At 72.6% G+C, this 18302-nt stretch carries 18 protein-coding genes; 13 read left to right on the forward strand and 5 right to left on the reverse strand.

The genetic code is table 11. From position 1 onward, the window contains the following. Positions 1-15 precede the first annotated feature (15 nt). Complete coding sequence (locus tag Q7L65_RS19760; RefSeq protein ID WP_304723789.1) at positions 16-1290, forward strand: M24 family metallopeptidase; 1275 nt, start codon at positions 16-18, stop codon at positions 1288-1290. A gap of 66 nt (positions 1291-1356) precedes the next feature. After that, a complete protein-coding gene (locus tag Q7L65_RS19765) occupies positions 1357-2148 on the forward strand; it encodes a dienelactone hydrolase family protein (RefSeq protein WP_304723790.1) in 792 nt (263 codons plus the stop codon). Positions 2149-2329: 181 nt separating this feature from the next. Here the strand turns inward: Q7L65_RS19765 and Q7L65_RS19770 are convergent, their stop codons facing one another. After that, complete coding sequence (locus Q7L65_RS19770; protein ID WP_304723791.1) at positions 2330-2716, reverse strand: FKBP-type peptidyl-prolyl cis-trans isomerase; 387 nt, start codon at positions 2714-2716, stop codon at positions 2330-2332. A gap of 374 nt (positions 2717-3090) precedes the next feature. Between Q7L65_RS19770 and Q7L65_RS19775 the strand changes: the two genes are divergently transcribed. Then, a complete protein-coding gene (locus Q7L65_RS19775) occupies positions 3091-3951 on the forward strand; it encodes a phosphatase PAP2 family protein (protein ID WP_304723792.1) in 861 nt (286 codons plus the stop codon). A 15-nt stretch (positions 3952-3966) separates the two neighbouring features. On the opposite strand, the gene Q7L65_RS19780 is transcribed toward Q7L65_RS19775, so the two are convergent. Beyond that, positions 3967-4521, reverse strand: a complete 555-nt coding sequence (locus Q7L65_RS19780) for a cob(I)yrinic acid a,c-diamide adenosyltransferase (RefSeq protein ID WP_304723793.1) — start codon at positions 4519-4521, stop codon at positions 3967-3969. Positions 4522-4670: 149 nt separating this feature from the next. Between Q7L65_RS19780 and Q7L65_RS19785 the strand changes: the two genes are divergently transcribed. The 5 genes from Q7L65_RS19785 to Q7L65_RS19805 all read left to right on the forward strand — a co-directional run bounded on the left by Q7L65_RS19785 (position 4671) and on the right by Q7L65_RS19805 (position 10996). After that, positions 4671-5612, forward strand: coding sequence for a DUF4430 domain-containing protein (locus Q7L65_RS19785; protein WP_304723794.1), 942 nt, complete (start codon positions 4671-4673; stop codon positions 5610-5612). 347 nt (positions 5613-5959) lie between these two features. Beyond that, entirely contained in the window at positions 5960-7981 is a 2022-nt protein-coding gene (locus tag Q7L65_RS19790) for a hypothetical protein (protein WP_304723795.1), read from the forward strand. After that, complete coding sequence (gene folP / locus Q7L65_RS19795) at positions 7978-8892, forward strand: dihydropteroate synthase (RefSeq protein WP_304723796.1); 915 nt, start codon at positions 7978-7980, stop codon at positions 8890-8892. Before Q7L65_RS19790 ends, folP begins: the two co-directional genes overlap by 4 nt. Further along, positions 8889-9497 carry a transaldolase family protein gene (locus Q7L65_RS19800; protein ID WP_304723797.1) on the forward strand — a complete coding sequence of 203 codons (609 nt, stop codon included), beginning with the start codon at positions 8889-8891 and terminating at the stop codon, positions 9495-9497. The genes folP and Q7L65_RS19800 overlap by 4 nt, the downstream gene beginning before the upstream one ends. A gap of 98 nt (positions 9498-9595) precedes the next feature. Beyond that, on the forward strand, positions 9596-10996 hold the full coding sequence (locus Q7L65_RS19805) for a Rho termination factor N-terminal domain-containing protein (protein ID WP_304723798.1): 1401 nt from the start codon (positions 9596-9598) through the stop codon (positions 10994-10996). 122 nt (positions 10997-11118) lie between these two features. Here the strand turns inward: Q7L65_RS19805 and Q7L65_RS19810 are convergent, their stop codons facing one another. Further along, positions 11119-11583 (reverse strand): hypothetical protein, encoded by a 465-nt coding sequence (locus tag Q7L65_RS19810; protein WP_304723800.1) that lies wholly within the window; start codon positions 11581-11583, stop codon positions 11119-11121. Positions 11584-11788: 205 nt separating this feature from the next. Here Q7L65_RS19810 and Q7L65_RS19815 point away from each other — a divergent pair, with 205 nt between their 5' ends. Beyond that, entirely contained in the window at positions 11789-12427 is a 639-nt protein-coding gene (locus tag Q7L65_RS19815) for an MOSC domain-containing protein (RefSeq protein WP_304723801.1), read from the forward strand. A gap of 58 nt (positions 12428-12485) precedes the next feature. Here the strand turns inward: Q7L65_RS19815 and Q7L65_RS19820 are convergent, their stop codons facing one another. After that, positions 12486-12920: an organic hydroperoxide resistance protein gene (locus tag Q7L65_RS19820; RefSeq protein WP_304723803.1), complete on the reverse strand. Its 435-nt coding sequence runs from the start codon at positions 12918-12920 to the stop codon at positions 12486-12488. Positions 12921-13050: 130 nt separating this feature from the next. Here Q7L65_RS19820 and Q7L65_RS19825 point away from each other — a divergent pair, with 130 nt between their 5' ends. The 4 genes from Q7L65_RS19825 (at position 13051) to Q7L65_RS19840 (ending at position 16958) form a co-directional block, all read left to right on the forward strand. Further along, a complete protein-coding gene (locus tag Q7L65_RS19825; RefSeq protein ID WP_304723804.1) occupies positions 13051-13773 on the forward strand; it encodes a response regulator transcription factor in 723 nt (240 codons plus the stop codon). Further along, on the forward strand, positions 13770-14525 hold the full coding sequence (locus Q7L65_RS19830) for a sensor histidine kinase KdpD (protein ID WP_304723805.1): 756 nt from the start codon (positions 13770-13772) through the stop codon (positions 14523-14525). The genes Q7L65_RS19825 and Q7L65_RS19830 overlap by 4 nt, the downstream gene beginning before the upstream one ends. Before the next feature lie 7 nt (positions 14526-14532). After that, complete coding sequence (locus Q7L65_RS19835) at positions 14533-15276, forward strand: RcpC/CpaB family pilus assembly protein (protein WP_304723806.1); 744 nt, start codon at positions 14533-14535, stop codon at positions 15274-15276. A gap of 296 nt (positions 15277-15572) precedes the next feature. Next, a complete protein-coding gene (locus Q7L65_RS19840; protein WP_304723807.1) occupies positions 15573-16958 on the forward strand; it encodes an HD-GYP domain-containing protein in 1386 nt (461 codons plus the stop codon). Here the strand turns inward: Q7L65_RS19840 and Q7L65_RS19845 are convergent. Continuing rightward, the gene (locus Q7L65_RS19845) at positions 16904-18229 is read right to left on the reverse strand and encodes an EAL and HDOD domain-containing protein (RefSeq protein WP_304723808.1); all 1326 of its coding nucleotides are present in this window, start codon (positions 18227-18229) and stop codon (positions 16904-16906) included. The genes Q7L65_RS19840 and Q7L65_RS19845 overlap by 55 nt on opposite strands. Between the last annotated feature and the right edge of the window lie 73 nt (positions 18230-18302).

The raw sequence follows: 18302 nt of genomic DNA on the forward strand, positions 1-18302 counted from the left end.
CAAGGAGCGATACCGATGCCGATCCACACCCCTGGCTACATGGAGGGCACGCGCGGCTCGATGGCGACCGACTGGGAGGGTCGCGGTGACGTCGACCGGCTGCGCCGCCAGCGCACCGCGAAGGCGACCGAAGCCGTCGCGCAGGCCGGCTACGACGCCGTCCTGCTGCTGAGCGACCCGAACATCCGCTACGTCACGAGCGTCGCGACCAGCTCCGTCTCCGGTGCCGGCGGCTTCCACTACTCGCTGCTGACCGCCGACGGCGCCATCACCCACTGGGACAGCGCCGACCATGCGGTCGTGCAGCGCGAGGCGTGCCCGTGGCTGAGAGACATCCGCTACGCGGCGCCGGGAATCGGCATCGTGCCGACCGCGATCGGCGGCGGCTCCGGCGTCGAGATGCTGCGCGGCGCGATGACGCGCGAGGTCGTCTCCGCACTGCGCGACCACGGCATCACCTCCGGCCGCGTCGGCGTCGACGTCTCGCAGCCGGCGCTGATCGCCGAGCTGCAGGCGGCCGGCTACGAGGTCGACGCCGGTGCCGCCGCCGCGCTCGCGCAGGCGCGCTCGACGAAGACCGAGGACGAGATCGAGTGCCTGCGGATGTCGGCCGCGATCTGCGAGGCGGGCTTCCAGGCGATGAAGGAGATGATCAAGCCGGGCGTGCGCGACAACGAGATCTTCGCCGAGTCGGTGCGGCGGATCATCGCGCTCGGCGGCGAGCACGGCGGCGGCAAGCTGTCCAGCGGCCCCGACACGTGGCCGAAGTCGCAGGCCGACAGCAGCGACCGCATCATCCGCCCCGGCGACGTCGTCTACGCCGACTTCTACAACATCGGCTACAACGGCTACCGCTCCTGCTACTACCGCACGTTCAGCTGCGGCAGAGCGAAGCAGGCGACGCACGACGCCTACAAGCGCGCGGTCGAGAACCTCTACAACGTGCTCGACGCGATGAAGCCGGGCGCGACCACCGCCGACGCGGCGAAGCACTTCCCCGACTCCGAGGGCGAGTACTGGGACTACTACGACGCCAACCAGGCGTGGCAGATCACGACGAACCACTGGGGCCACGGGATCGGCCTGCAGCTCTATGAGATCCCGCTGATCTGGCGCGGCGTCTCGCCCGAGCACCCGATCGAGCTGAGAGAGGGCATGACGCTCGCGGTCGAGACGCAGGACCGCGACGGCTCCCAGGGCGTGCGCGTGGAAGAGATGGTCGTGATCCGCAGAGACGGCGTCGAGCTGCTGTCGAACTGGCCCGTCTGGGAGATCACCGAGGTGATGTGAGGCGCGCCGCCGGCGCCTTCGCAGCCGCGTGCTTTCCGGCCGCGACGCCGCGGGTACAGTCGGCCCATGTGCTTCGACGCCGACGCTCTCCCGCCCGACCTGCCCGTCGACCTCGCCCGCGCGCCGATGGCCGGCGGGGCCGGGGCGGAGCTGCTTGAACTGACCTCAGCCGACGGGACGCGCTTCTCCGCGGCGCTCGCCGAGGCGCCCGACCCGCAGGGCGCCGCGGTCGTGATCCTGCCCGACGTGCGCGGGCTGTTCCGCTTCTACAGCGAGCTGGCGGAGCGGTTCGCGCAGGCCGGCCACCACGCGATCGTGATCGACTACTTCGGCCGCACAGCCGGCTTGGCGCCGCGCGACGCCGAGTTCGAGTACATGCCGCACGTCGCGCAGACGACGCCGGCGCAGATCCAGGCCGACGCCGCCGCCGCGATCGCGGCGCTGCATGCGCGCGTCGGGGAGGTGCCGGTCGTCACGGTCGGCTTCTGCTTCGGCGGGCGCCAGTCGTTCTTCGCCGCCGCGGCGCCTGCGCTCGGCCTCGCCGGCGTCGTCGCCTTCTACGGCGGCCTCGGCAGCGGCCGACCGGGCATGCCGACGCCGCTCGGCCACGAGCCGCAGATGCGCGGCCCGATCCTCGGCCTCTTCGGCGGTGCGGACCCGAGCATCCCGCAGGAGACCGTCGACGAGTTCGACGGCAGACTGACGGCTGCAAACGTCGATCACGAATTCGTCGTCTACCCCGGCGCCCCGCACTCGTTCTTCGACCGCTCGCAGGAAGAGCACGCCGACGCCTCGGCCGACGCCTGGCGCCGCGTGCTCGGCTTCCTCCGCGCGGTGGCGACCCCGGCACTGCGCTGATCGAACGCCGTCGCGGCCGGGCCGCTGGCCCGATGACAGCGGTAGTTCGTTGATATGCGATCGACGTCGAGACCGCACTTAACGTTGAATCAACGATCTGCGCAGCAGACGCACAAACGCGAGAGGGCCGCAGTTGCGGCCCTCGTCGTGCGTCTCAGTCGGTCGGTTGAGCGCCTGCGGCTCAGCCGGCGGGCGGCGCCTGCATCGAGGGATCGGCGGCGACGCCGGGCGCCGTGGCGCGTCTGATCCCGAGCAGGTCGACGGTGAAGAAGAGCGTCGAGTTGGCCGGGATCCCGGGCCGGGCCTGCTCCCCGTAACCGAGCGACGGCGGGATGATCAGCGTGCGACGGCCGCCGACTCTCATCCCCGGGATGCCCTGCCACCATCCGTCGACGCTCGCGCCGCGGTCGATTCTGATCTCGATCGCCTCACGGCCGCTGTCCCACGACGAATCGAATCTTCTGCCGGTCTGATAGATCGTGCCGTAGTAGTCGGCGATCGCGGTGTCGCCGGCTTGGATCTCCTCGCCGTCGCCGACTCTCACGTCTCTGACGATGAGACGATCCACTCTCGCACCCGGATGAGCCGGCTGTCTCGGCTCTCTGTACGGGTTTCTGATCTGTGTCGCGGCAGGATCTTCCGGCGGTGTCGCCGTGGTCGGCGTCGAGGCCGTCGTGTCAGCCGACGCCGTCGTGTCAGCCGCGGCGGTCGTCGGCGTGGAGGACGTGTCGTCATCCCCGCCGCAGCCTGCCAGCAGGAGCGCCGCGCCAGAGAGGCCGACGGCGAGAAGTCGAGTTGCGCGCGCAGTATTCACGGCAGGGGAATGTACCTCAGTGAGGTCGCACCGTGCGACGGTTCAGTTCGATCCATTTTAAGGAATGATGAATGTTTATCCATCATTTATCCGAAGATCGGGCGGAGAGTCTCGCTACCCTCCTGTGGATGGACCGGCGCACGAAGCTCGCGTTGACGGGCGCCGCGATGATCGCGGCGCTGCTGCCGCTGGTCTATCTCGCCGCCACCCGCGTCGAGCGCGTGCACACCCTCGACGCGACGATCCTCAAGGGCTTCACGGGCCTCGGCGGGCCGCGCGTCGATCCAGCCGCCCGCGCGATCGCGACGCTCTGCGATCCGAAGAACTTCGTCTGGTTCGTCGCCGCCCTGGTCGCGCTCGCGCTGCTGCGGCGCAGACCGCGCACGGCCGCCGCGGTCGCGATCGTGCTCGCGGGCGCCAACGTGACCACGCAGGTGCTCAAGCCGGCGCTCGCGAGCCCGCGTCTCTCGCCGCTGCTCGACGAGGTCGGCCAGGTGGTGCCCGCGTCGTGGCCCAGCGGCCACGCGACCGCGTCGATGTCGATCGCGCTGAGCGCCGTGCTGGTCGCGCCCGCGCGCATGCGGCCGTGGGTGGCGTCGCTCGGGGGCCTCTTCGCGGTCGCCGTCACGTTCTCGTTCCTCACGCTCGACTGGCACTACCCGAGCGACGTGCTCGGCGGCTTCCTCGTCGCGGCGCTGTGGGCGCTGTCGGCGGTCGCGGCGCTGTCGTGGGCGCAGTTGCGCTGGCCGCAGCGCGAGCCCGGCGAGCGGCAGGCGCCGCTGGTGGGCGAGGCGCTCGCTCCAGTCGGCGTGACGGTCGTGAGCGTGGCGCTGCTGGCGACGATGCTGCTGTTGGCGCGACCCGATCAGGTCACGGACTACGCGGAGCAGCACACCCTGTTCGTGATCGGCGCGGGCGCGCTGGGGGCTGTCGCGCTGACGCTCGCGGCCGGTCTCAGCCTGCTGACGCTGCGCACGTCGCGCCGCTGAGCCGCGGGCAGCGGCTCACTGGCTCGCGCCCGGCTCCCACAGCGGCTCGTCGGCTCCGTTGGCGCCGCGACTGAGGATGAAGAGCAGGTCCGAGAGACGGTTGAGGTAGTGCACGACCTGCTCGTTCAGCTCGTCGCCGCAGGTGATCGCGGCGCGCTCGGCACGGCGGCAGACGGTGCGGCAGACGTGCAACTGCGCGGCCGCGGGCGTGCCGCCCGGCAGCACGAACGAGCGCAGCGGCGTCAGCGTCGCGTTGACCTCGTCGCAGCGCTCCTCGAGCCACGTCGTCTGCGCCGGCTGCACGCGCAGTCGCGTGCGGTCGTCGCCGTGCGGGACCGCGATGTCGGCGCCGACGTCGAAGAGGTCGTTCTGGATCCGTCTCAGCCAGCCCGCGTACTGCTGCGGCAGGCCCGGAGTGGTCAGTGCGACGCCGATGAAGGCGTTCAGCTCGTCGACGGTCCCGTACGCCTCGATCCGCGGGTGCGTCTTCGGCACGCGGCTCATGTCGCCGAGGTGCGTCTCGCCTCTGTCGCCGAGACGCGTGTAGATGCGCGTCAGATTGACCGTCATGGGCTGGACTGTACTCCCGTGCCGGCGCTTCCGACCCCGTCTGCGCGCATCGGCCGCCGCGCCCGAGCCGCTACGATCCGCCCGTTCACGAGCAGGGAAGCAGAACCCCGGCCGCTGACTCGAACGCCCGCGCGGAAAGGGGTGGACGCATGTCTCGCAAGTTCCTCGGCTCCCTCGTAGGAGCGCTGTCGCTCGCCGCGCTCGCGGTCTCGGGCTGCGGCATGCAGCCGCAGGGCGGCAAGAGCGCCGACGTCCGCATGATCGCCACGCGCGACTTCGGCAGCGACGTGCGCGGCGCGACGATCCAGCAGGGCGTCTCGGACGGCGACTCGGTCCTGAGCCTGACGCAGCGCAGCTTCGCGAACGTGAAGACGGTCGCCGGCGGCGTCGGGGTCGACTCGATCGACGGCGTCCCGAGAGCCGGAAGAGCGGACGGGAGCGCCTGGAACTACTGGGTCAACGGGATCGGCAGCGACGACAGCGCCGCGGACTTCGAGCTGCACGGCGGCGACCGCGTCTGGTGGGACCACCATGACGCGCGCGTCTCGCGAGGGGCGATCAACGCCGTCGTCGGCCAGTACCCGGAGCCGTTCGCGCACGGCGCCGAGGGCAAGCGCTACCCGGTCGTGCTGCAGTGCGCGGAGGACGCCGACGCGGCCTGCCAGCTCGTCTCCCAGCAGCTGTCGGCGGTCGGCGCGAGCCCGGCGCGTCAGGCGCTCGGCACCAACGTCGAGACCGAGGTGCTGAAGGTGCTGGTCGGCACGTGGAGCGTCGTGCGCAGAGACCAGGCGCTGCGCCTGATCGACCAGGGTCCGTCCAGATCCGGCGTCTTCGCGAGATTCGACGCGGACGGCAGACAGCTGGAGCTGATCGACTCCCAGGGCCGCACGGCGAGAACGCTCGGCGCGGGCGCCGGCCTCGTCGCCGCCGTCAAGCTCGGCGAGCAGGTGCCGACGTGGGGGATCACCGGCACCGACCTGGCGGGCGTCAGAGCCGCCGCGGAGGCGCTCGACGTCCAGCGCCTGAGAGACAGATTCGCGCTCGCGACCGGCGCCGACGGCGGCGACGCCGGGCTGCCGCTGCAGCGCTGAGCAGCAAGCGCGCCGACTCGTCTGAACGTCAGCGTTCTTACCATTGTTCGACGCGGTCCCAGCGGGTGTGCGACCTTCTCGTCGCGTCGGGGCAGCAGTGGTCGCCGCGCCACGGGGACATGGCGGCGAGCGACACGCGGAGCTGAAGCGTCGCGTCTGTCGTCGGGATCGAGGGGGAGAGGTGGAGCGGGGCCGCGGGAGCCGGCCTCGCGACACCACCTGCGTGCGCCCGCGCTGTCCGCGGCCGTGCCATCGGTCGAGGATCTGAGCGCGCGTCCGACCGATTGCGTAACTTTTGCCGTTCTCGCCGGTTGAGATCCACGATGCCGCGAACCGGTCAGTCCTCCATGCCCCGCTTTTCCCGTCCCCGACTCCTGCGCTCCCGCGCCGCCACGCTGCTGAGCGCGCTGCTGGCCGCGGCGCTGCTGAGCGCAGCGCCCGCGTCCGCGGGGACCTTCGCCGGCGACGTCGTCGTCGGCCCGCTGCCGACGCTGAAGACGATGGGCAACATCGACCTCGCGCCCGACGGCAGCGGGGCGATCGTCTACACCGTCGACGAGGGCGGCGTCGATCGCGCCTTCGTCTCGCGTACCGTCAACGGCGGCTGGGGCGGCCCGGAGAAGCTCGACGCCGGCCTGCCGGGCGCGTCGTCGCAGCCGGTCGTGTCCAGCGGCGACGGCGGTCGCGTCGCGGTCGTGTTCGCCAACGGCGGCAACATCTACGCGATCACGAAGCCGGCGGCCGACAGACCGTGGGGCGGCCTGCAGACGATCTGGGGCTCCGGCGGCGCGTCGGATCCCTACATCGACCTCAGCGTCAATCGCAAGGGCTACATCGCCTTCACGGCGCCGGGCGCCGGCGGCCACGACGTGCGCGTCGCGTACTCGAAGGACGCCGCGCCGTGGACGCTGATCGGCAGCGCATTCGACGCGAATCCCGCGGCGGACGCGGGCGCCGTCAACGGCCGCCCGCGCGTCGGGGCGTCGGCCGACGGCGTCGCCGTCGTCGTCTGGGGCGAGGCCGGCGCGGTGATCGCGCGCCGCGTCATGGGCACGCGGCCCAGTCCGGTCTTCGCGAGCGCCACCGACGGCCTCCAGGTCGAGGGCGTGGGCGCGATCGGCGCCGACCTGCCCGAGGTCGGCGTGCAGGACGACGACTCGTTCACCGGCGTCGCCTTCCGTGCCGTCTTCGACGTCGGCGGGCCGCCGCGCACCCGCGTCGTCTACCGCCGACTGCGCGGCTCGAGATTCGACGGCGCGGTCGTCAGCGACGGAACCCCGTTCGCGTCGGGGCAGAGCTCCAGCAACCCGCACATCTCCAACGGCGGCATCGGCCAGGGGATCGTGCTCGGCACGAGCACGACGACCAACCTCAGCTACGCGCAGATGATGCGCGCCGACCTTACGCCCGGCCCGGTCGTGCAGGTCGACTCGATCGCCCAGAGCAGCGCGCCGACGTACGCGATACCGGTCACGGCGACACCGCTGAAGATGCTCGTCGCGTGGCAGTTCACCTCGCCGGAGGGCGCGACCGACGTGCGCGGCCGCTTCTACAACGGCAGAGACTTCGAGACCGAGATGGCGCTGTCGCGGCCGGAGCTGGGGCCGACGGACGGCGAGACCGGCCTCGACGCGTCCGGCGACGACAACGGCGACATCGCGATCGCCTACGTCCAGACGACGCCGCTGGGCCGATCGATCGCGGTCGCGACGATCGACCAGCCGCCCGGCCGCTTCGCGCCGAGAGCCTCCAGAACCAAGTGGGAGCGGACGGAGACGCCGACCTTGATCTGGACCCGCTCGCGCGAAGCGTGGGGACTCAGCTACAGAGTCGTCGTCGACGGCGTCGAGGTCGGCACGACGACGCGCCAGTCGATGAGATTGCCGGCCGCGCTGGCGCAGGGCGCGCACAGCTGGCAGATCACCGCGGTCGACCGGCGCGCGCAGAGCGCCGTGACACGCGTCGGGACCGTCCGCGTCGACACCGTCGCGCCGACCGCGAGAGTGCGCGTCAGCGGCGTGCGCCGCACCGACGTCAGGCAGCGCCTGACGCTCGTCGCCGCCGACGCCCCGCCGCCGCCCGCCGCCGGCGCGAAACCGGCGCAGACCTCCGGCGTCGCGAGCGCGGTGCTCGACTGGGGCGACAGATCCAGACGCGAGAGCATCAAGGCGGGCTCCCAGCACGTCTACACCAGAGCCGGCAGATACACGGTGCTGGTGACCGTGCTCGACAAGGCCGGCAACCGCTCGGTCACGAGACTGCCGCTGACGATCGTCAAGCCGCCGAAGCCGAGAAGAGACGCCAGAGGCAGAGGCGGCAGAGGCGGCGACGACAAGGGCGCCGCCAGAGGCGAGACGGGCGCCAGATGAGCGCCGCCGCGGCGCGCGTGCTCGACGTCCGCGCCGGCGCTCGCACGCTGCGGCTCGGCGAGCGGCCGTGGCTGATGGGCATCGTCAACGCGACGCCCGACTCGTTCTCCGACGACGGCCGCTATCGGACGCTGGAGGCGCGCGTCGAGTTGGCGCGCACGCTGCTGGCGGCCGGCGCCGACGTGATCGACGTCGGGGGCGAGTCCGGCGTCACCAACAGACCCGCGGTCGAGGTCGACGAGGAGATCGCCCGCGTCGTGCCGCTGATCGAGCGGATCGCCGACGAGCTCGGCGCAGTCGTCTCGGTCGACACCTACAAGCCGGCCGTCGCCGCGGCGGCGATCGAGGCTGGCGCCTGCATCGTCAACGACGTCAGCGGCCTGCGCGATCCCGGCCTCGCCGACGTCTGCGCTCGCACCGGCGCCGCGCTGGTGCTGATGCACACGCGCTCCGCGCCGAAGACGAAGCTGCTCGACCCCGAGATGGACGGCCGCATGGCGGACGAGGTCGTCGCGTTCCTGCGCGAACGGATCGAGCTGGCGCGCTCGCACGGCGTCGCCGCCGAGCAGCTGATCGTCGATCCGGGCCCCGACTTCTGCAAGACGCCGGCGCAGACGGTCGAGGTGCTGCGGCGGCTCGACGACGTGCTGGCGCTCGGCCGTCCTGTCCTGCTCGCGCTGTCGCGCAAGGACTTCGTCGGCGCGATCACCGGCCGCCCGCCGCGCGAGCGGCTCGCCGGCACGCTCGCCGCGCTCGCCTGGGGCGTCGACGCCGGCGGCCACGTCTTCCGCATCCACGACGTCGCCGAGGCGGCCGAGTTCCTGGCGGTGCGCGACGTGCTGGCCGGCCGCCGCGAGCTCGATCCCGACGCGCGCCTGTCCGACAGGCTGCGCTGGGAGCAGCAGTCGTGAAGCTGTGGGTCGAGACCGGCTCCGTCGCGGAGGTCGAGCAGCTCGCCGCCTGGGGCGTGCTCGCGGGCGCGACGACGAGCCGGCGACGGTTGGACGACGCCGCAATCGTGCGGATCTGCGACCTGATCGACGCATCGGTCTCGGTCGACCTCGTCGGCGATGACGCCGAGCAGCTCGTCGCCGACGGACTCGCGCTGGTGCAACTGCACGAGCACGTCGTCCCGCGCCTGGCGTGCACCGCGGCCGGGCTGGTCGCGGCGAGCGCGCTCAGCGAGCAGGAGATCGCCGTCGAGTTGACGCATGCCTTCGCAGCCGGCCAAGCGCTGCTCGCGGCGGAGGCCGGCGCCGCGCTGGTGTCGACCGCGCTGAGTCCACTGGAGGACGCCTCGATCGACGCCGGCGAAACGCTGCAGGCGATCGTCGAATCGCTGCACGGCGGCGAGACGACCGCACAGGTGCTCGTCGGCGGGATCCGGAACCCGCAACAGGTCGTGCTGGCCGCCCGCCTGGGCGCCGAGAACGCGTCTGTTCCGGCCGCAGTGCTGCGCCGGATGCTGGAGCATCCGCTGACGGCGGCCGCGGTCGAGCGCGCGCAGACGCCGTAGAACGCGCTAGCCTTTCCGCTGCTGCATCGCCGGCCGTTGTCTCAACACGGCCGGAGCCAACCGATCATCCATCACCCCAGGAGGACCCAATCTTGTCAGTGCTCGAACGTTCCGCGCTCGCGGACAGCCCGCTCGCCGATCTGCATGCGATCGCGACGGAGCTCGGGATCGACGGCTTTCGCCGTCTCCGCAAGCCGGATCTGATCGACGCGATCGTCGCTCTGCAGGGCGGCAACGGCAACGGCAACGGCAACGGCGCCGCTGCACCCGTCGAGGCCGACGACGAGGAGTCGAGCGACCGTCCGCGTCGCCGCCGCGGTGGCCGTGGTCGCAGCCGCGACCGCGACCGCGACGAGAGTCGCGACGAGGCCGCTTCCGACGAGCGCCCGTCGCGCAGCGACCGCGAATCGCGCTCCGACCGCGAGCCGCGCTCCGACCGCGAGCCGCGCTCCGACCGCGAGTCCCGCGCCGACCGCGAGCCGCGCGCCGAGCGCGAGCCGCGCGCCGAGCGCGAGCCGCGCGAGGGCGGCCGCGACCGCGACCGCGGTTCGCGCGCCGGCAAGCCAGACGGCGCGCCGAAGGGCAAGGCGCCGCAGGAGGGCGAGCTGATCGAGGGCGTCGTCGAGCTGCTCGGCAACGGCTCGGGCTTCGTCCGCGTCAACGGCCCCGAGGCGTCCGACGGCGACGTCTACATCTCGGCCGCGCAGGTGCGCCGCTGCGAGCTCGTCGCCGGCGACAGGGTCGGCGGCCCGGTGCGCGCCCCGCGTCGCTCGGAGCGCTACCCGTCGCTCGTCCGGATCGACACGATCAACGGCAAGCCGGCTGACGAGAGCGGCTCCGACGGCACGAAGTTCGACGAGCTGCCGGCCGCGTTCGCGACCGAGCGGTTCGCGTTCGACGCGTCGGAGGCGACCGTCAAGGCGATCGAGTGGCTGACGCCGATCGGCCGCGGCTCGCGCGTCGTGATCGTCGGCGGCCCGCGCGCCGGCAAGACCGAGACGCTGCGCCGCCTCGCCGACCACCTCGCGAAGCTCGACGGGCTCGAATCCAGCGTCGTGCTCGTCGGCGTCCGCCCCGAGGAGATCTCGGAGTGGAACGGCGCCGCCGTCGAGGTCGCGGCGGGGCTCAGCTTCGCCGCCTCCGCCGACGCGCAGTCGCAGGCGCTCGAGCGCGCGATCGACAACGGCAAGCGCGTCGCGGCCCGCGGCGGCAACGCCGTGGTGCTCGTCGACACGCTCGACGGCGTCCACCCGGCCGCCGCGCGCAAGGCGCTCGCCGCTGCCCGCAACATCGCCGACGGCGGTTCGCTGACGGTGATCGCGACCGCGTCTGAGCCGTTCGGCGGCGAGACGACCGTCGTCGCGCTCGACGCCGAGCTGGCCGCGACCGGCCGCTACCCGGCGCTCGACCTGCTCGCCAGCGGCACGCTCCGTCCGGAGCTGCTGATCGGCGAGGCCGGCGCGAAGGCCGTCGCCGCCGCGCGCGAGACCGCTCGCTGAGGAACCGCTTCGCCTGGGCGCCCGCCTGACCGGGCGGGCGCTCCGAGCGAGCACCGGCGAGTTTCGAACCGCTGCGGGCCGGAACTCGCCGCTGCTCGGCGCAGCGGCGCGTGCGGCTCGCTCTACAGCGAGCGCGGGAGGTACGCGACCCGGCCCCAGGAGGGCTCGGGCGCCAGCTCGATCGGCTCGTTGCCGCGATCGGGCTGCACGTAGGAGAAGGTGTGCGTGTCCTCGTCGAAGGCGACGTCCAGCTCGCCCTCCTTGACCCGCTGGTCGAGCCACGCGCCGCGGAAGATCAGGCGCCGCAGCCAGTGCACGAGCGAGCGCTCTGATGGGCCGACGAGCTCCGGCCAGCAGTCGTTGACGTGCTCGCCGAGCGCTGAGGCGGGATCGGTCACCTCGCCGTTGACGACGAGGTTGACGAGGTCCTCCGCCTCCTGCTGCTCCAGGCGGCCGGAGACGAAGCCGAGCTTGCGCGCAGCCTGCTCGCAGCGCTCGCCGAAGTCGCGCTCGTTGAAGGTGAAGCGAAGCTCTCCGTATTCGAGAACGAAGTCATCGCCTGAGCTGTAGTTTCCGCGTTGGATCATCCGTGAGTGCCGGGTAGGGGCGGGGCGGCAACACGGCGGCCCTTTCGGCGTCGGCATCATATGCAGCACTCCTCCTGATCCGTGTCCCCTGCACGCGAACTTGCAGCGTCTCAGCGGCCCCTTTCAGGGGCCTTCGCGCAGAACGTTCCTGCAAGGCGCATGAATCGCGGCTTCGGACAGGTCGTGTGTCAGGATCTTGCGTCCGATGCACGTCGCCGAGCTGTGGGTCTATCCGGTCAAATCGCTCGCGGGTCAGCCCCTGCAGCGTGCGACGATCGGCGCCGACGGCATCCCCGGCGACCGCCGCGTGCAGGTGCGCGACGGCGACGACCGGCTTGTGACGGCCCGCACGCGCCACCGCCTGCTCGCGCTCAGAGCGACGCTCGATGCCGGCGGCTGCGCGCTCGTCGACGGCGTCCCGTGGCGCGATCCGGCGGCGCTGGCAGCCGTCCGCGACGCCGTCGCCGACGACGACGCGCGGCTGATCGAGATGAACGGCGACGCGCGCTTCGACGACACGACGCTGCTGATCGCGACCGACGGCGCGGTGCAGGCGCTCGGGGTCGATCGCCGGCGGCTGCGGCCGAACATCCTGATCGCCGGGGTGGAGGGGCTCGCCGAGCGTGGGTGGCCCGGTGGGAGACTGCGCGTCGGCAGCGCGCTGATCGACGTCGAGAAGGTCTGCAAGCGCTGCGTGATGACGACGCTTGACCCCGACACGCAGGCGGTCTCGCCCGACGTGCTGCGGCGCATCAACGCCGACTACGACGGCCGCTTCGCGCTCAACTGCTGGGTCGCCGAGCCCGGCGAGGTCGCCGTCGGCGACCCCGTCGAGCTGGTCTGAACGGGCGCGGCGGCGCGGCGGCCCTCGCCGCGCCACGCACGTCCGCTCTCGCGCCGTCTCAGTCGACCGGCGCGCCGTTCGCGGTCAGGACGACGTCTATGTTGCCGCGGGTCGCGTTGGAGTAGGGACAGACCTGATGCGCGGCGCGCACCAGCTCGACGGCGGCGTCGCCGCTGACCGACGGCAGCGTGACGTGCAGTTCGCCGGCGAGCTTGAAGCCGCCGTCGCCGGTCGGCAGCAGGCTCACCTTCGAGTCGATCGAGGCGTCGTCGGCCTCGACTCTCTGACGGCGCGCGACGGCGCCGAGCGCGCCCTCGAAGCACGCTGCCCAGCCGACCGCGAACAGCTGCTCGGGATTGGTCCCGCCGCCGGCGCCGCCCATCTCGGTCGGGAGCCGCAGATCGACGTCGAGCACGCCGTCCGACGTGCGTCCGTGACCGTTCGCGCGGCCGCCCGCGACGGTCGCCTCAGCGGTGTAGAGCACCTTGGCCATGTGGTGGTCCATTCGTTCGTTGCGGTTTGCGTGCGGGATGGAACATCCCTCCTGCAACTCTACGCACGCGTTTGCCACGAAATTGCGCAAGAGGGGGCGAGAAACACCGTCGATCTGGCTCAGGACGCCCATGAACGACGACCGCCCAACCATCTTGATCGTCGAGGACGACCGCACCACGCGCTCGTATCTCGCCGACAACCTCTCGGCCGACGGCTATGAGCCGCTCTCCGTCGAGTCGGTCGACGAGGCGCTCGCCTCGTTCGAGCAGCGCTACCCGGACCTCGTGCTGCTCGACCTCGGACTGCCCGGCCGCGACGGACTCGAGCTGGTGCAGGAGATCCGCGCCTCCGACGGCCTCGTCAGCCGTGTCGATCCGACCCTGCCGCTGCTGGTCCTGAGCGGCCGCGCGACGGAGCTGCACCGTGTCCGCGCGATCGACCGCGGCGCCGACGACGTGCTCGTGAAGCCGTTCTCCTATCCGGAGCTGCGCGCCCGCATCGGCGCGCTGCTGCGGCGATCCGAGCACCGCACCCGTCACGGCCGCATGCGCGTCGGCCCGCTGGAGATCGACCCGGCGGCGCGCACGGTCCGCCTCAACGGCAGGCCGTTGTCGCTGTCGCAGAAGGAGTTCGCGCTGCTGCGCACGCTTGCGCTGGATCCCACCAGAGTCCATTCCAAGGACGAGCTGCTGCGCAACATCTGGGGCTACCGCCAATTGGGTTCGACGCGCACGTTGGATTCCCACGCCTGCCGCCTGCGCCAGAAGCTCTCCCGCGACGGCGAGCGGTTCGTCGTGAACGTGTGGGGAATCGGCTACCGCTTGTGCGACGGGCCGGTGGGGCGGGGATGAGCGGCGTGGTTGCGATCAGCGGCTGGCTCGCGGCTGCGGTTGCCGCGCTCCACGGGCGGATCGTGCTTGCGCGGCGGATGGAGCTGGTCGCGCGGGCGTGCCATGAGCTGCGCGGCCCGCTCACGGCTGCGCGGCTGGCGGCGCAGTTCGCGGCGCGCGGGCCGGAGCTTGCCGGCGGCATGATCCCGGCGGCATCGGTGCGCGGGCCGCTGCAGGCGATCGACCTGGAGCTGGGGAGGGCGCGCCTCTCGCTCGCGGACCTGACGGCCGCCCGCGGCGGCGCGCGCGCCGCCGAGCGCGCCTGCACCTTCGACGTCGGCGTGCTGCTGGTCGACGCTGCGGAGGCGTTTCGCCCGATCGCCGCGCAGCACGGCGTGCGCCTGCGCGTCGAGCAGCCGCCCGGCCACGCGCTCGTCCACGGCGACCGCGCGCGCCTTGCGCAGGCCTGCGGAAACCTGCTCGCGAACGCGATCGAGCACGGGCGGCGGGACGAAGACGAGGGAGAGGTCGTCCTGCGGGCGCGCGCCGGGCTGCACACGGTCCGGATCGAGGTGCTCGACGACGGGCCGGGACTGCCGGCTCCGGTGGCGCAGCTGGTTCGCCGCCGGCCGCGCGGCGGTCGCGCGGCACGCGGTCGCGGACTCGCGATCGTCGCCGACATCGCCGCGCGCCACCGCGGCCGGCTCGCCTCCGCGCCGACCGACCGCGGCGCCCGCTTGGTGCTGGAGCTGCCGACGGCGGTGGACGGATGAACGATCCGTGTCACGCGCTCCCGCGCCGCCCGCGACTGTCGCCGACGGCGGTGGCGCAATGAACCACCGCCGGCGCGCCCTCCTGCTGATCGCGCTCGCGCTGCTGCTGGGGCTGCTCGCGGCGTCGAGCGTCCAGCGCCGCGAGGCTGCGCTGGACGCTGCGCTCGGTCCGCCCGCGCGGGTGCTGGTGACCGCGGCACCGGTCGTCGCCGGCGCACCGCTCGCCGACGCTCGCCCGGCGCTGCGCGAGCTGCCGCGCCGCTACGTGCCACCCGACGCCTTGACCGATCCGCGGCTGCTGGCGGGCGCGCAGGCGGCGGTGGCGCTGCCCGCCGGCGCGTACGTCACGCGGGCGGTGTTGCGCACCCCGGGGGCCGCCGCCGTGCCGGTCGGCCCAGGCGAGCGCGCCGCGGAGGTCGTCGCGCGCGGCGATCCGGCCACGATCGTCGCCGGCAGCCGCGTGGACGTGCTCGTGACACGCGATGCGACCGGCGAACGTCCGGGGACGACCGTGCTCGCGTTGGAGGACGTCGAGGTGCTCGACGCCGGCCCGCCGGCACCCGGCGAGGAGGCCGCGGCCGGCGGCGGCGACGGCGATCGGGTCGCCGCCTCGCTGCGCGTCACGGTCCGTCAGGCGGTCTACCTGGCGGCCGCGCAGAGCTTCGCGCGCGAGCTGCGGCTGCTGCCGCGCGCCCCCGACGACCGCCGCCGCGGCCGCGCCGGCCTCGCGATCGACGAGCGCCTGCGATGAGCGCGAGACGTGCGGTGGCGACCGCGCGACGGCGCTGCTGCGCGCGCGTGGCCGCTCCGCGACAAGCGCCCGGCGTCGCCGCGCCGACGAACCAGATCACGCTAGCGGCGTGATCGGACCGATCTGTAATCAGGGCTCAAGGAATCGGTCGCTTGAGCCGATTCTCACGCTGAGCGCATGTCAAGGAGACTGCTCCTCAACGGGGTCGTGCCCGTCACCGTCGTCGCTCGCGCGACGGCTCCAGCCTTGCCGCACTGCGGCACGGTCGCCGCCTCGTGCGCGCGGGAGGGTCGCGCGTGAGACGGTCCGAGGCGCCGTCCTGGCACGAGATCCGTGCCGAGCTGGCGCTCGGCCTCCCATTCCTCGCCGCGGCGATCGCGCTCGCGCTGCTGTTCAACTCCGGCCGTTCGCTGGAGATCGGCCCGGCGCTCGTGCTCGTGATCGCCTACGGCGCGCTCTCGCACGTGCGCTTCTACGCCGGCGCCGGCCACACGGTGCCCACGCAGCTCGTCTTCGTGACGATGCTCTACACGCTGCCGACCGAGCTGGTTCCGCTGCTGGTGCTGGTCGGCATGCTCGTCGGCAACCTGCCCGACTACGCGCGCGGCGCGCTGCATCCGGCGCGCGCGGCGATGCTGCCCGGGGACGCGTGGCATTCGGTCGGGCCGGCGCTCGTGCTGCTGGCGGCCGGCGCGGTCAATCCGCTCGGCGGCGACTGGATCTGGCTGATCCCGGCGCTCGCAGCGCAGTTCGCGATCGAGCTGGTCGTCTCCGCGGTGCGCTCCAGACTCGCGCTCGACATCCCGCTGCGCGACCAGCTGCGCGCGCTCGAATGGGTCTGGCTCGTCGACGCGCTGCTGACGCCGGCCGGCGTGCTCGCCGCGATGGCCTCGGTCGACCGTCCCTACGCCTTCCTGCTGGTGCTGCCGCTCGCGCTGCTGCTGACCGTCTTCGCGCGCGAGCGCAACGAGCGGCTCGAACAGGCGCTGGAGCTTGGCGGCGCCTACCGCGGCATCGCGATGCTGCTCGGCGACCTGCTGGAGGACGCCGACGAGTACACCGGCGGCGACCACACGCGCGGCGTCGTGGCGCTGTCGCTGGAGGTCGCCGACGAGCTCGGGCTCGACATGCGCGAGCGCCACAACGTCGAGCTGGCGGCGCTGCTGCACGACATCGGCAAGATCGTGATCCCGACCGAGATCATCAACAGACCCGGTCCGCTGGACGAGACCGAGTGGGAGCTGATGAAGACGCACACGGTCGAGGGGCAGCGGATGCTCGACCGCGTCGGCGGTCCGCTCGCCGACATCGGCCGGATCGTGCGCGCCTCGCACGAGCGCTGGGACGGCGGCGGCTATCCCGACGGCCTCGGCGGCGGCAGGATCCCGAAGGAGGCGACGGTCGTCGCCGCCTGCGACGCCTTCAACGCGATGACGACCGACCGCTCCTACCGCCGCGCGCGCTCGCCGCAGGAGGCGCTCGAAGAGCTGCGCACGCACGCGGGGCGGCAGTTCGCCCCCGAGGTCGTCGAGGCGATCGTGCGCGTCGTCGGCCGCGAGCTGGCCGCGACCGAAGCGGGCAGGCAGCTCGGCGACGGCCTCGTTCTACCGCCCGCGAGCGAGCTGGCTCAGGCCGGGATCGACGTCAACACGTCGCCCTCGTCCTCGCCGTCGCTGTCCTGAGCGGCGGCGGCGGTCGCGTCGGCCTGGTCACGACCGTCGAGCGCGCCGCATGCGGCGTCCGCCCAGCGCACGGCGGAGATGTACAGCTCGGTCATGTTGAGGCCAGGCAGCCGCTTCTCGGCCTGCAGCAGCTCGCCTCTCTCGTAGGCGATGATCGCGGCGAGCGCGTCGCCCATCGGGCCGGTGCGGTCCAGCAGCGCGACCCGCGCCTCCTGCGTCAGCGGCAGCGACTCCAGCACGTCCTCCATCGGCGTGTCCATGATCGCGTCCATGACGGAGAAGAGGCCGACCGTGAAGAACGCGTCGGAGCCGGCGGTGGCGGCGGGCCGGCGGCGGCCGATCAGCTCGCACAGACGCCCGCGCAGGAGCGCCGTGACGGTCAGCTCGGTCGGCTTCTCGTCGGTCGCCGACAGCGCGATCAGCGTCGCCCAGCGGCGCACGGCCTTCATCCCGAGCATCATCAGCGCCTCGCGCACGGACGCGACGTGGCGCGGCAGGTTGAAGAAGGCCGAGTTGAGGTAACTCAGCAGCCGGTAGCTGAGGCCGACGTCGCGCATGATCACGCGCTCGAACTCCTCGAACGTGAGCGTCTGCGAGTAGAGCGTCGCGAGCGAGTGCAGTTCCGTCAACCTGCTCGTGGGGGGCGCGTGCGCGTGGACGACGTCCGGCGTGCAGAAGAAGAATCCCTGGAAGCCGTGGAAGCCCAGCTCGCGGCAGCGCTTCAGCAGCGCGGGGGTGTCGACGCCGGCGGCGATCAGGTTGCTGGTCGCCGGCTCGTAGCGCTCGGCCGCGGCTGACAGCTCCTCCGGCGTGAGTGCGCCGACGTCGAGCTTGATACTGTGCGCGATCCGGATCAGCGCGGCGTCCGGGAGCGGTCCGTGCGGATCGCACGCCAGCGATATGCGGTAGTCGAGCTCGGCCAGCTGATGCAGCACCCTGCGCACCTGCTCGTCGTCGGGCGCGGGCGCGGCGATCTCCAGCACGACGCGATCGGCCGGCAGGGCGAAGGCGTGCTGCTCGACGAGGAAGCGGCGCGAGAGCCGCACGTGCGCGATCTGGCGGCCGACGACGGCGGCGAGCCCGATCCCCGTGAACGTCTCCAGGATCACGCTGGCGGTCGCGCGCTCCTGATCGAAGTCCACGCGCCCGGCCGAGCCGCGGAACAGCAGCTCGTAGCCGATCACCTTGTTCCAGCGATCGTGTATCGGCTGCCGCGCGATCGCGACGTCTTCTGCGGCGGGGAAGGGGGAGTCGGCGAGCTCGACGCTCATCGTCTTGTAGATCGGCCCCGGCGGCTGCAACTTGCGTCGATCGTGCGAGATTCGACGCAAATCGGCAGGTTTG

Origin of the sequence: Conexibacter sp. CPCC 206217 (assembly GCF_030646165.1) — a bacterium.
GTDB lineage: Bacteria > Actinomycetota > Thermoleophilia > Solirubrobacterales > Solirubrobacteraceae > Conexibacter.

Excerpts from the sequence above, each read along its gene's own strand:
- Q7L65_RS19760 (WP_304723789.1), top strand. The coding sequence starts at position 16 with ATGCCGATCCACACCCCTGGCTACATGGAGGGCACGCGCGGCTCGATG.
- Q7L65_RS19765 (WP_304723790.1), top strand. The coding sequence starts at position 1,357 with ATGTGCTTCGACGCCGACGCTCTCCCGCCCGACCTGCCCGTCGACCTC.
- Q7L65_RS19775 (WP_304723792.1), top strand. The coding sequence starts at position 3,091 with ATGGACCGGCGCACGAAGCTCGCGTTGACGGGCGCCGCGATGATCGCG.
- Q7L65_RS19780 (WP_304723793.1), bottom strand. The coding sequence starts at position 4,521 with ATGACGGTCAATCTGACGCGCATCTACACGCGTCTCGGCGACAGAGGC.
- Q7L65_RS19785 (WP_304723794.1), top strand. The coding sequence starts at position 4,671 with ATGTCTCGCAAGTTCCTCGGCTCCCTCGTAGGAGCGCTGTCGCTCGCC.
- Q7L65_RS19790 (WP_304723795.1), top strand. The coding sequence starts at position 5,960 with ATGCCCCGCTTTTCCCGTCCCCGACTCCTGCGCTCCCGCGCCGCCACG.
- folP (WP_304723796.1), top strand. The coding sequence starts at position 7,978 with ATGAGCGCCGCCGCGGCGCGCGTGCTCGACGTCCGCGCCGGCGCTCGC.
- Q7L65_RS19810 (WP_304723800.1), bottom strand. The coding sequence starts at position 11,583 with ATGATCCAACGCGGAAACTACAGCTCAGGCGATGACTTCGTTCTCGAA.
- Q7L65_RS19815 (WP_304723801.1), top strand. The coding sequence starts at position 11,789 with ATGCACGTCGCCGAGCTGTGGGTCTATCCGGTCAAATCGCTCGCGGGT.
- Q7L65_RS19820 (WP_304723803.1), bottom strand. The coding sequence starts at position 12,920 with ATGGCCAAGGTGCTCTACACCGCTGAGGCGACCGTCGCGGGCGGCCGC.
- Q7L65_RS19825 (WP_304723804.1), top strand. The coding sequence starts at position 13,051 with ATGAACGACGACCGCCCAACCATCTTGATCGTCGAGGACGACCGCACC.
- Q7L65_RS19830 (WP_304723805.1), top strand. The coding sequence starts at position 13,770 with ATGAGCGGCGTGGTTGCGATCAGCGGCTGGCTCGCGGCTGCGGTTGCC.
- Q7L65_RS19845 (WP_304723808.1), bottom strand. The coding sequence starts at position 18,229 with ATGAGCGTCGAGCTCGCCGACTCCCCCTTCCCCGCCGCAGAAGACGTC.